Consider the following 11,034-nt stretch of genomic DNA (forward strand, 5'->3'; position numbering starts at 1 on the left):
CCGGTGTGTTCGACGGGGCGACGTTCAGTAGAGCGCGGACGCCAGTTTGCGGCGCGCGGCGACGACGAACGGCTCGGCCTGATCGAACAGTTCGAACAGTTCGAGCAGGCGGGTGCGCGCCGCGGTCCGGTCGTCGCCGGCGCTGCGGCGGACGAACGCGATGATCCGCTCGAACGCGGCCTCCGGGTTCTGCGCGAACAGCTCGGCGTCGGCCGCGGCGAGCTGTGCGTCGAGGTCGGGGGGTGCGGCATCGGCGCGGGCGATGGCGTCGGCGGGGATGTTCTGTGCTCGCGCCAGGAACTTGACCTGCCGCAGCGCCGACTTCGCCTCGGTGTTGCCGGGTTCGGAGTTCAGGATGAGGTTGTAGGCGGCCTCGGCGCCGTCGAAGTCGCCCTGTTCGAGTGCTTGCTCGGCCGCGACGAACCGCGGGTCGGCGGGTTGTTCGGTCGGTTCACCCGTGGTGGGCGGCCCGGACAGTTTGCCGTCGACGGCCTGCGCGATGGCGTCGAGCCACTGACGCAGGGCCGACTCGGGTTGCACACCCTGGAAGTCGGCGAGCGGCTGCCCGGCGGCGACGGCGACGACCGTCGGCACCGACTGCACACCGAACGCCTGCGCGATCCGCGGGTTGGCATCGACGTCGACCTTCGCCAGCACCCATCGGCCGGCGGCCTCGGTCGCGAGCTTCTCGAGCACCGGCGAGAGCTGCTTGCAGGGCTCGCACCAGGTTGCCCACAGATCGACGATGACCGGGACCTGTGAGGAGCGCTGCAGAACCTCGGCCTCGAACGTCGCTTCCGTGACGTCCACGATGGGCGCGATGCCACCGGGGGCGCCGTCGGCGGACGGGGGAGGCGGTGGCGGGGCGGAGGCCCGCTCCTTGAGGGGCGCGAGATCCACCGCGCCGGACATCGCCGCAGCGGCAGCGGCGGAACGTGTTGGACGGGAACCGGGTCGAGTCACGCCCTCCAGTTTGGCACGACCCGGCGGGACGGCGCCGCTCGGTTGGTCGCGGCGCCGGTATCGGGTCAGGCCGCGGCGAGTGATTCGTCGCGGCTTCCGGGCGCGGAGAGCTCCCCGAGACGCCCCGTGCGCACCGCCCAACGTTCGAAGACGATCGTGCCGAACGGGGGCACACTCGACACGAGCGCCAGGAAGGTGGTCTTCAGATCCCATTTCAGCGCGAACGCCGTGATGATCGCGACGCCGACGAACACGAGGAACCCGGCGATGCCGTGCACCATCCCGGGGATTCGGACTGCTTCTTCGAAGCCGAGCACCCACTTGAAGAACATGGCGATCAGGAGGGCGGCCCAGGTCACTGCCTCCCAGATCGCGACAAGACGGAATCGCTTCGCGGGCGTCGACAGGTCGAAGATGGTCGTCATAGGGCCATTGTGCCCAACTTCTACGACAGCCTGTAGTGAGGGTGAGAGAGGTCACGGCCCCGGGGCGCACGCGCCGGGGCCGTGACCGCACCCGCATCCGGGTGCATTCCGCTGCGTCGATCAGGCCTCGGGCACACGCACGATCAGCGCGTCGCCCTGTCCACCGCCACCGCACAGCGCGGCCGCACCCACGCCGCCGCCGCGCCGCTTCAACTCGAGTGCCAGGTGCAGTGCGATCCGCGCACCGGACATGCCCAGCGGATGCCCGAGCGCGATCGCTCCGCCGTTGACGTTGACCTTCGCCGCGTCGATTCCCAGCGCGCGCGCCGAAGCGATACCCACGGCCGCGAACGCTTCGTTGATCTCGACGAGATCCAGATCCTTCGGGTCGATGCCCTCACGTTCACATGCCCGCGCGATCGCCCGCGCCGGCTGCTGCTGCAATGTCGAGTCCGGGCCGGCGACCACACCGTGCGCCCCGATCTCGGCGATCCAGGACAGCCCCAGTTCCTCGGCCTTGGCCTTGCTCATCACCACGACCGCGGCGGCACCGTCGGAGATCTGCGACGCGGATCCGGCCGTGACCGTCCCACCCTTCGCGAACGCCGACGGCAGCTTCGCCAGGGACTCCGCGGTGGTGTCGGCGCGAATGCCCTCGTCCTGGGCGAACATGATCGGGTCGCCCTTGCGCTGCGGAACGGCCACCGGCACGACCTCGTCGTCGAACAGTCCGTCCTTCCAGGCCCGCGCCGCATTCTGGTGCGAGGCGGCGGAGAACGCGTCCTGCTCCTCCCGGGAGACGAAGTCGGCGTCGGCGTTGGCCGTTTCGGTGAGCGCGCCCATCGCCTGGTCGGTGAAGATGTCGTGCAGGCCGTCGTACGCCATGTGGTCGCGCAGCGTCACGTCGCCGTACTTGAACCCCGTGCGGGACTTCTCGAGCATGTGCGGAGCCCGGCTCATCGACTCCTGACCGCCGGCGACGACGATGTCGAATTCGCCGGCGCGGATCAACTGGTCGGCCATCGCGATCGCGTTGATCCCCGACAGACACACCTTGTTGATCGTCAGGGCCGGCACGTTCATCGGGATGCCCGCGGCGACGGCCGCCTGCCGCGCCGGGATCTGCCCTGCGCCGGCGGTGAGGACCTGACCCATGATCACGTAGTCGACCTGCTCGGGCGCGACACCGGCCTTCTCGAGGGCACCCTTGATGGCGACACCGCCGAGATCGGATCCGGAGAGATCCTTCAGCGATCCCAACAGGCGCCCCATGGGCGTGCGGGCTCCGGCGACGATGACAGAAGTGCTCACGGGAAATCCTCCGGATAGACGAGACGGGCGCCCACTCGGGAATGTGCCTGGGACCCGATATGAGCTCGTTCAACGGTAACGCTACCGTCTGGGTATGAACGAGACCTCCCCCACACCGTCTCCCGCGGCCGCTGCGCTGACATCCGGGCTCGTCACCGCGATCGACCACGTCGGCATCGCGGTTCCCGATCTCGACGCCGCACTGACGTGGTACGCCGAGAACCTCGGCCTCGTGTCCACGCACGAGGAGGTCAACGAGGAACAGGGGGTCCGCGAGGCCATGCTGTCGGTGCCCGGCACACCCGACGGCGCCACACAGATCCAGCTGCTCGCCCCGCTGAACGAGAACTCCACGATCGCGAAGTTCATCGATCGCAGCGGGCCGGGCCTGCAGCAACTCGCGTACCGCGTCACCGATCTCGACGAGGTCTCGCGGCAGCTGCGCGCACGCGGCGTGCGTCTCCTCTACGACGCGCCGCGCCGGGGTACCGCTGATTCACGCATCAACTTCCTCCACCCGAAGGATGCCGGAGGGGTGCTCGTCGAGCTCGTCGAACCCGCCGCCAACGACGGCCACTGATCCCGTCGCGGTACCGCTCTCCCGCGAGTGCGGTACCGCCGATTCCACCGTGTGCCGTTGCCCGTCGGCGGGGAGCGGCGGACGACGTGATAGTGCAGTTGCGCAGCAGGTAGATTGTCTCCATGGTCTTCGATCGTGATCGCGCACCCAGCCACCTGCCGTTCTCCATCGTGCGGAAGGGCTTCGACCGCGACGAGGTGACCAACTACTTCGCACGGTTCGAAGCCGAGTTGCGGGTCACCGCAACGGATCGCGATGCGGCCGCCGCGCAGGCCCGCGATCTCGCGCGCCAGCTCGAGAGCGCACGCAACGACATCGACGACCTGCGCAAGGACGTCGACCGGCTGTCTGTGCCCCCCACCACCGCGGAGGGGATGAGCGACCGCATCTCCCGCATGCTGCGCCTGGCGTCCGACGAGGCGTCGGAGCTGCGTGCCCGCGCCGAGACCGACGCCGCCGAGATGATCTCGCTGGCCGAGCAGGAGGGGATCCGGCTCCGCGGCGACTACGAGCAGCGCATCATCGACCTCGAGGATCGTCGTATCGCGTGCGACGAGGAGCATGCCCGCACAATGGCCGCCGCGCGCGCCGAGGCCGACCGCATCGTTGCGGCCGCCCGGGCCGAGGCCGACCGTCTCGCGGCCGAGGCCGAGGCGAAGCGCCGCCAGGTTCAGCAGGATTTCGAGATCACCATGTCGGAACGTCGGTCGAAGCTGCTCGGCGTGCTCGACGAGCTGGAACGGTCCAGCAAGGGCGAGGCCGAGCGTCGCCTCGAACTCGCCACCCAGGAAGCCGAACGGCGGGTTTCGGTCGCGACCGAGCAGTCCGAACGCAAGGTCGCGAACGCGCGCACCCTCACCGAGGAGATGCGTGTGCTGCGGGCCCGCATCCTCGGGCAACTCGACGCCGTGCGCGAACAGCTCGACGACGTCCCCTCGATGCTCGCAGCGGTCACCCGCGAGGGAGAGCTCCTCGATCGTGACCTGTCCCTCGACGAGAGCACCGCGGACACCGACCCGGACGCGGACGCGGACACAGAGCGGGACACCGACGCGAAGGCGGAGAACACCACCGACGCGAAGGCGGAGAACGCCACCGACACCGCATCGGACGCGGACGAGGCGGACGGCGCGAACGACAAGGCCCGCGCCGACGGGAAGCCGGGTGCACCGCGCGAACCCCGATCCGATGCACCCCAATCCGGTAATCCGCCGCGGTCCGGACACCCGTCGGGCACGCCCGGGCGCGGGCCGTCTCCCCGTCCCGCCGACAACGGGCGTTCACCGGCGGTGGCGAGCCGGATCCGCAACTGACGGACGGTCGATTCGCGGTGCCCCCGACCGGTGGTGCCCCGACTGCGGGGCCACGCCCCGGATCCCGCCGGGGGTGTCCAGGACGTGCGCGCCGGCGTCACGACCAGCGGCGCGTCGGCCCGCGGCGTGCACGCGCCGACCAGCACCCGTTGTGCCAGTGGCGCCGCTCGTCGGCGCCACCGAGCGTGTCGGTGGGCCAGGCCACCACGTGCGGGGTGCCGGGTGCGATCTCGTGGTCGCAGCCCGGGCACCGGTACGGCTTCGTCGCGCGTGATCCGGGGACGGTGCGCACCGTGAACCGCTCTGCTTCCGAACCGACCGGACCCGACTCGGTGCGCGCCGTCGCCGCACCGAACGTGCGAGGTTCGCCGGCGGCCCCGTTCCGCCTTGCCGAGCCCTTCGGGCGATTGCGACGCGGCACGATCAGAACAACCGGAACTCGGTGCTCTCGGTGCCGCGGAGCGCCTCGTAGTCCAGGACCAGGCAGCGGATGCCCCGGTCCGTGGCGAGAGTCTTCGCCTGCGGCTTGATCTGCTGCGCGGCGAACACTCCGCTGACCGGCGCCAGCAGCGGATCACGGTTGAGCAGTTCGAGATAGCGGGTCAGCTGCTCGACACCGTCGATCTCGCCTCGGCGTTTGATCTCCACCGCCACCGTCGCGCCGTCGCTGTCGCGGCACAGCAGGTCCACCGGACCGATCGCCGTCGGAAACTCCCTGCGGATCAACGTGTAGCCGGATCCGAGGGTTTCGACGTGCTCGGCCAACAGTTCCTGCAGGTGCGCCTCGACGCCGTCCTTGATCAGTCCCGGGTCCACCCCGAGTTCGTGGCTCGAATCGTGTTCGATCTCCTCGAGGGTGATCCGCAGCTGTTCCCCCGCCTTGTTCGTGACCACCCACAACGCTTCCGCGTCATCGGTGTCCTCGACGTCGAGCCAACACGGCGGACTCATCCAGTTCAGGGGTTTGTAGGCGCGGTCGTCCGCGTGCACACTCACCGAACCGTCCGCCTTGACGAGGAGCAGTCGTCGCGCGGTGGGGAGATGTGCCGTCAGACGGCCGATGTAGTCGACACGGCACCGGGCAATAACGAGACGCACATCCTCACCCTAGAGGATGCTCCCGTCTAGTCTCGAACGACGATGACAGCACACGACAGGCAGCGCGCGCCGCTCGGATCGGCGATTCTCGGTGCACCCACCGAATCGGTGCGGCGTCAGCGGATCCGTGTCCAGACGTTGCTGACCCTGTCCTTGGCGGGAACGCACCTGGTCGGCGCGGTGATCGCCGCGACCCTCATCAACGTCGTGATCCCGGGCCCGTCCGTGCTGACGCTGCAGTTCCTGCCCGTGACGGTAATCCTCGTCCCGGTGTACGTGATCGCAGCGATCGTCGTCGGCTCGGTCGCCGGAACCCGGCACGGGTTGCGCCGATTGCGGTGGGCGGTGGAGGATCGACCGCCCACCGTCGCGGAACAGCGGATCGCGCTCAACATGCCGCTGCGGATGACACTCCAGCAGGGCGGCCTGTGGGCGATCGGGCTGGTCCTGTTCACGACGAGCTTCGGGATCATCGACCCCGACACCATCCCCAAGGTGTCGCTCACGATCCTGCTGTCGGGCTCGACCGTCTGCGGGTTCGTGTACATGTTCACCGAATTCGCGTTGCGCCCGGTCGCCGCGCGTGCCTTGGAAGCAGGCGCGCCGAAACGGAACCGGCTGGGTGGCACGACCGGTCGGGTGCTTCTCGCGTGGGCGCTGGGCAGTGCCATCCCGGTCGTCGGGCTGATCATCATCGGCATCTTCAGTTTCGTGCGGCCGGTCTCCCCCGCCCGGTTCGCGGTGACGGTCTTCGTCCTGGGCGCGATCACCCTGCTCATAGGCAGTTTCCTGATGTTCCTCACCGTCCGGTCCACGGTCGCGCCGATCGAGTCGGTGCAGTTCGGGATGGAACGGATCGAACGTGGCGACCTCGACGCGTCGGTCATCGTCTACGACGGTTCGGAACTGGGCGAACTGCAGGCGGGATTCAACCGGATGGCCGACGGCCTCCGCGAACGCGAACGGATCCGGGAGGTGTTCGGCCGGCACGTCGGACGGGATGTCGCGGCAGTGGCTCTGGGCGGGGAGGAGACGCTCGGAGGTGAGGAGCGTGATGTCGCGGTGTTGTTCGTCGACATCGTCGGGTCGACGACGTTGGCGGCGAATCACCCGCCCGGCGAGGTCGTCGCCCTGCTGAATCGGTTCTTCGCCGTCGTCGTCGAGGAGATCCACCGGCACGGCGGATTGGTCAACAAGTTCGAGGGGGACGCCGCACTCGCGGTGTTCGGGGCGCCGATCGTGGTCGACGATGCCGCCGGCCGGGCGCTGCGGACGGCCCGCACGATCGCTCGGCGACTCGTCGTGGAAGTCCCCGACTGTCGCGCCGGGATCGGGGTGTCGGCGGGACGGGCGGTCGCCGGCAACATCGGAGCGGAGGAACGTTTCGAGTACACGGTGATCGGCGATCCGGTGAACGAGGCATCGCGACTGTGCGATGTGGCGAAGGCCGTTCCCGGCCGGGTCGTCGCGTCGGCGCGCGCGCTGGCGGACGCTGCGGACGAGGAGGCCCGGCTGTGGTCGCTCGGTGACGAGGTCGTCCTGCGTGGACGCGCGGAGGCGACCCGGCTGGCTGTTCCGGCCGGGTCGCCTCCGGGCGGGTCACTCTCCAGCGAGGACGGCGTCGAGGAACTTCCGGGTTCGTTCCTCCCTCGGATCGGTGAAGATCCGCTCGGGTGAGCCTTCTTCGACGATGCGGCCGCGGTCGAACATCAGCACGCGGTTGGACACGTCACGCGCGAAGTTCATCTCGTGGGTGACGATCAGCATCGTGATGTCGGTGGTGTCCGCGACCCTCCGTAGAACGTCGAGCACGTCCGCGACCAATTCCGGGTCCAGCGCCGAGGTCACCTCGTCGAGCAGCAGGATGTCCGGGTCCATCGCGAGCGCACGCGCGATGGCCACACGCTGCTGCTGACCACCGGACAACTGCGTCGGGTGAGCCTTCTCCTTGTCGGAGAGACCGACCATCGAGAGCAGTTCCCGCGCACGCTCCTGCGCCTCGCTCTTGCTGCGGCCGAGTACGTGGACCGGCGCCTCGGTCAGGTTCTCCATCACGTTCATGTTGGGGAACAGGTTGAAGTGCTGGAACACCATGCCGATCCGCTTACGCATCCTCCGCAGGTGTTTCTCCGATGCGGGAACGAGTTTGCGGCCCTTGTGTTCGTGGCTGAGTGGTTCGCCACCGACCCACACCACACCGTCGTTGACCTTCTCGAGGGTCATCAGCAGCCTCAGGATGGTCGTCTTCCCCGATCCGCTCGGCCCGATGAGGGTCACCCGGTCTCCGGCGGCGACATCGAAATCGAGGTGGTCGAGGACGACGTTGCTACCGAACTGTTTGACCACCTTCTCGAATCGGATCATCGGTTCGGCCGCCGAGACTTCCTCGTCCGTCTCGGCGGTCGGCTCCCGCTTCTCGAACATTCCATCAGTAGGCAAGGCGACGCTCCAATCGTCGGATGAGCAGTGACGTCGGGTAGCTCGCCACCAGGAAGATGAGTCCGGCCAACGTCAACGACTCCAGGTAACTGAAGTGGCTCGCACCGAACTGCTGCGCTGCCGTGACCATTTCGACGACGCTGATGGTGAACAGGAACGGCGTGTCCTTGAACATCGACACGGCGTAGTTGCCGAGCGCAGGAACCACGCGACGTACCGCTTGCGGGAGGATCACGGCGCGCCACGTGCGCACCGGCGGAAGAGACAGCGCGCGAGCGGCCTCCCACTGCCCCACCGGCACCGCATCGATGCCGGCGCGATAGACCTCCGCCATATACGTCGAGTAGTGCACTCCCAGCACGACGATGCCGATCTGCAGTGCCGTGAACTGCGGAAGCATGTAGTACACGAACAACAGTTGCACGACGAGCGGCGTAAGCCTGATGAACTGCGCCACGGCCCCGATCGCCGTCGACACGACCTTCGGCAGCGAACGACGCGCGACCGCGATCAGCAGCCCGAGGGCCGCCGCCAGCACGAATCCCAGCACCGTCGCGAGGAGGGTGATCTTGAATCCTTCGAGGAGGACGGGGAGCGCCTCCCAGGCACGTTCCCAACTCCAGTTCGCGCTCATGTACGCACCTCCTCCGGCTTCTCGGACACCGGGGCGAGCCCGAACATCTCACGCACCGTGTGTCCCGAACCGAGCCGGCTCTTCGCGCGAACCTCGAGAAGGTTCATGGCGAGCGTCAACACGTACCCGACCACGAAGTACAGAATCAGTCCGACTCCGAACGCGAACAGCGTGTCACCGGTCGACCGGCGCAGTTGTTCGACCTCGAATGTCAGGTCCTGCAAGAGGATGTAGCTCGCGAGCGCGGTGCCCTTGAGCAACTGGATCAACAGGTTGGTCAACGGCGGGATCATCTCTGCCCACGCCTGAGGGAAAATGACTTTCCGGAGCCGCTGCCAGTATCCGAAGTTCAGAGCAGTGGCCGCTTCCCACTGGGGTCGCGGCACGGCGGAGATCGCCCCGCGGACGACCTCCGCCCCGTACGCACCGTAGTTCAGCGACAAGGCCAGGATTCCGCACACGAGCGGCTCCAGCTTGTATCCGAACAGCGGCATCACGTAGAAGAACCAGAACAACTGCACCAGAAGCGATGTGCCCCTGAAGAATTCGATGACGATCCGCGACGATCCGCGGAGCACGATGTTCTTCGCACCGGCACCGAGCCCGAACGCCACCGCGAGCAGGAACGCGAAGAGCGCACTGGCAACGGTGAGTTCGACTGTGACCAGGATGCCATCGAGGATGCGAGGCCAACTGTTCCTGAGCGCCTCGAGGTTCGATGAGAAATCCATTGCGACCAGCTCGATCTCAGGACACACCCTCGCAGAGCATCTCTGTCGTCAGGTCCGGATCGGGCAGTTCCGCTTCGGTGAACCCGAACTCGCCGACGATCGACAGGTACTTGTCGGGATCCGACGTGATCTTCTTCAGTTCCTCGTTGTACGCGTCGCGCAGTTCCTCGTCGCCGAGACGGAAGACCGTGCCACCGGCACCGACCTGCGGCACGCCGTTGATCACCGCCACGAACGACGGTGTCACGTCCACCGGTGCGTCCGGGTTGTTCGTCTTCATCCAGTTCAGCGAGATTCCGGTCAAGGCGAACACGTCCGCGCGGCCGTTGATGACCGCGTCCATGCCGTCCTGGGCGCCGGCGACCTGCATCGCATCGACCCCCAGTTCCCGTGCGTAGTCGGATTCGATCGCACCGGTCATGACGGCCAGGCGCGCACCGCTGTCGACGACCGACTGCATGTCGGTCAGGTTCTGCGGGTTCCCCTCCGGAACCATCAGCGCCGTCGTGTAGTTGAACTCGGGATCACTGAAGAGAGCCTGCTCGCAGCGCTGCGGCAGGATCGACATGCCGGCGCTGACGATATCGAACCGTCCCGCCTGGAGGCCCGGGATCAACGCACCGAAATCCGTTGCCACACCTTCGACGTCGTCGACGCCCAGATTCCCGAAGATCTCCCGGTGGAGCGCCACGGTCGCGCCGGTCAGGTCACCGCCCTGCATGAAGCTGTAGGGCGCCTCCCCCGCGAACCCGACGGTCACCGACCCGCGTTCCTGCAAGTCCTCGACGGTCACCGCCGCGTTCGAATCCGTGTCGGTACTGGTACATCCTGCAACGGACGCCCCCACCAATCCGATTCCGGCGATTCCCGCCGCCATCTTCGTCACTACCCTTGCACCAATTCGCATGATCTGGTCCCAATCCCTCTCGTCGTCCTGAAACGACCCGGGAGGATGCGCACCGCGCTGCAGCACGACCCAAACGGATCTGCACAAGCGGACGTTACCCACGGAAAGGCTCGAAACGGAAATCAGAATCGCGTTGTTACCATCTCGTGACAGATCGGACATCTGATCGGGAGAAGCGACTTCTCACACGCGGCGGCACCCACCGTCGGGTTCCCGCGGACACCGCAACTCCCCGCGACCACCGAAACCACCGCACCAACACACCCCACCCGCAACAACCCCACACAAACACGAAGAGGGGACCCACACAGTGGGTCCCCTCTCCGGAACGGGTGTTCGGCAGTGTCCTACTCTCCCACACCCTGACGAGTGCAGTACCATCGGCGCTGACAGGCTTAGCTTCCGGGTTCGGAATGGGACCGGGCGTTTCCCTGCCGCTATAACCACCGTAACTCTACGAAACACACACGACACCCCCCACCCCACCCACACGGGCAGAACAGAAAGCATGTGCTGTCTCAGACACCGCACAGTGGACGCGTAACACCTTCGTGGTAAGACCTCGGCCTATTAGTACCAGTCACCTCCACACATTACTGCGCTTCCAGTTCTGGCCTATCAACCCGGTGATCT

At 67.2% G+C, this 11,034-nt stretch carries 12 protein-coding genes and 2 rRNA genes; 3 read left to right on the top strand and 11 right to left on the bottom strand.

Going from position 1 to position 11,034, the window contains the following annotated elements; translation table 11 throughout:
- Nucleotides 1-24 precede the first annotated feature (24 nt).
- The 3 genes from LDQ05_RS10465 to LDQ05_RS10475 form a co-directional block, all read right to left on the bottom strand.
- Entirely contained in the window at nucleotides 25-912 is an 888-nt protein-coding gene (locus tag LDQ05_RS10465) for a tetratricopeptide repeat protein (RefSeq protein ID WP_226436909.1), read from the bottom strand.
- Nucleotides 913-1,028: 116 nt separating this feature from the next.
- On the bottom strand, nucleotides 1,029-1,388 hold the full coding sequence (locus LDQ05_RS10470; protein WP_226436896.1) for a DUF3817 domain-containing protein: 360 nt from the start codon (nucleotides 1,386-1,388) through the stop codon (nucleotides 1,029-1,031).
- 120 nt (nucleotides 1,389-1,508) lie between these two features.
- A complete protein-coding gene (locus LDQ05_RS10475; protein ID WP_226436897.1) occupies nucleotides 1,509-2,699 on the bottom strand; it encodes an acetyl-CoA C-acetyltransferase in 1,191 nt (396 codons plus the stop codon).
- Nucleotides 2,700-2,793: 94 nt separating this feature from the next.
- On the opposite strand from LDQ05_RS10475, the gene mce reads away from it, so the two are divergent.
- Both mce and LDQ05_RS10485 read left to right on the top strand, forming a co-directional pair.
- On the top strand, nucleotides 2,794-3,279 hold the full coding sequence (gene mce, locus LDQ05_RS10480) for a methylmalonyl-CoA epimerase (RefSeq protein WP_226436898.1): 486 nt from the start codon (nucleotides 2,794-2,796) through the stop codon (nucleotides 3,277-3,279).
- Nucleotides 3,280-3,401: 122 nt separating this feature from the next.
- On the top strand, nucleotides 3,402-4,592 hold the full coding sequence (locus LDQ05_RS10485) for a coiled-coil domain-containing protein (RefSeq protein ID WP_226436899.1): 1,191 nt from the start codon (nucleotides 3,402-3,404) through the stop codon (nucleotides 4,590-4,592).
- Between the two features lie 97 nt (nucleotides 4,593-4,689).
- Here the strand turns inward: LDQ05_RS10485 and LDQ05_RS10490 are convergent, their stop codons facing one another.
- Both LDQ05_RS10490 and nucS read right to left on the bottom strand, forming a co-directional pair.
- A complete protein-coding gene (locus LDQ05_RS10490) occupies nucleotides 4,690-5,013 on the bottom strand; it encodes an Rv1322 family protein (RefSeq protein WP_226436900.1) in 324 nt (107 codons plus the stop codon).
- A gap of 2 nt (nucleotides 5,014-5,015) precedes the next feature.
- Nucleotides 5,016-5,690 carry an endonuclease NucS gene (gene nucS, locus LDQ05_RS10495; protein WP_226436901.1) on the bottom strand — a complete coding sequence of 225 codons (675 nt, stop codon included), beginning with the start codon at nucleotides 5,688-5,690 and terminating at the stop codon, nucleotides 5,016-5,018.
- 42 nt (nucleotides 5,691-5,732) lie between these two features.
- On the opposite strand from nucS, the gene LDQ05_RS10500 reads away from it, so the two are divergent.
- The gene (locus tag LDQ05_RS10500) at nucleotides 5,733-7,367 is read left to right on the top strand and encodes an adenylate/guanylate cyclase domain-containing protein (protein WP_226436902.1); all 1,635 of its coding nucleotides are present in this window, start codon (nucleotides 5,733-5,735) and stop codon (nucleotides 7,365-7,367) included.
- On the opposite strand, the gene ehuA is transcribed toward LDQ05_RS10500, so the two are convergent.
- From ehuA to LDQ05_RS10530, 6 genes are all read right to left on the bottom strand, one after another.
- The gene (gene ehuA / locus LDQ05_RS10505; RefSeq protein WP_226436910.1) at nucleotides 7,290-8,054 is read right to left on the bottom strand and encodes an ectoine/hydroxyectoine ABC transporter ATP-binding protein EhuA; all 765 of its coding nucleotides are present in this window, start codon (nucleotides 8,052-8,054) and stop codon (nucleotides 7,290-7,292) included. The two genes, LDQ05_RS10500 and ehuA, sit on opposite strands and share 78 nt — an antisense overlap.
- Before the next feature lie 64 nt (nucleotides 8,055-8,118).
- Complete coding sequence (gene ehuD / locus LDQ05_RS10510; protein ID WP_226436903.1) at nucleotides 8,119-8,763, bottom strand: ectoine/hydroxyectoine ABC transporter permease subunit EhuD; 645 nt, start codon at nucleotides 8,761-8,763, stop codon at nucleotides 8,119-8,121.
- Nucleotides 8,760-9,494, bottom strand: coding sequence for an ectoine/hydroxyectoine ABC transporter permease subunit EhuC (gene ehuC / locus LDQ05_RS10515; RefSeq protein WP_226436904.1), 735 nt, complete (start codon nucleotides 9,492-9,494; stop codon nucleotides 8,760-8,762). The genes ehuD and ehuC overlap by 4 nt, the downstream gene beginning before the upstream one ends.
- Nucleotides 9,495-9,510: 16 nt before the next feature.
- Complete coding sequence (ehuB, locus tag LDQ05_RS10520) at nucleotides 9,511-10,371, bottom strand: ectoine/hydroxyectoine ABC transporter substrate-binding protein EhuB (protein ID WP_226436905.1); 861 nt, start codon at nucleotides 10,369-10,371, stop codon at nucleotides 9,511-9,513.
- Nucleotides 10,372-10,735: 364 nt separating this feature from the next.
- A 5S ribosomal RNA gene (rrf, locus tag LDQ05_RS10525) occupies nucleotides 10,736-10,852 on the bottom strand.
- Between the two features lie 99 nt (nucleotides 10,853-10,951).
- Nucleotides 10,952-11,034, bottom strand: a 23S ribosomal RNA gene (locus tag LDQ05_RS10530); the annotation flags it as partial.

The sequence above is a fragment of the Rhodococcus yananensis genome, from assembly GCF_020515525.1.
Taxonomy (GTDB): Bacteria; Actinomycetota; Actinomycetes; order Mycobacteriales; family Mycobacteriaceae; genus Rhodococcus; species Rhodococcus yananensis.

Coding starts and splice junctions, on each gene's coding strand:
- mce (WP_226436898.1), top strand. CDS start 2,794: ATGAACGAGACCTCCCCCACACCGTCTCCCGCGGCCGCTGCGCTGACA.
- LDQ05_RS10470 (WP_226436896.1), bottom strand. CDS start 1,388: ATGACGACCATCTTCGACCTGTCGACGCCCGCGAAGCGATTCCGTCTT.
- LDQ05_RS10485 (WP_226436899.1), top strand. CDS start 3,402: ATGGTCTTCGATCGTGATCGCGCACCCAGCCACCTGCCGTTCTCCATC.
- ehuA (WP_226436910.1), bottom strand. CDS start 8,054: ATGATCCGATTCGAGAAGGTGGTCAAACAGTTCGGTAGCAACGTCGTC.
- ehuD (WP_226436903.1), bottom strand. CDS start 8,763: ATGAGCGCGAACTGGAGTTGGGAACGTGCCTGGGAGGCGCTCCCCGTC.
- ehuB (WP_226436905.1), bottom strand. CDS start 10,371: ATGGCGGCGGGAATCGCCGGAATCGGATTGGTGGGGGCGTCCGTTGCA.
- ehuC (WP_226436904.1), bottom strand. CDS start 9,494: ATGGATTTCTCATCGAACCTCGAGGCGCTCAGGAACAGTTGGCCTCGC.
- LDQ05_RS10500 (WP_226436902.1), top strand. CDS start 5,733: ATGACAGCACACGACAGGCAGCGCGCGCCGCTCGGATCGGCGATTCTC.
- LDQ05_RS10465 (WP_226436909.1), bottom strand. CDS start 912: ATGTCCGGCGCGGTGGATCTCGCGCCCCTCAAGGAGCGGGCCTCCGCC.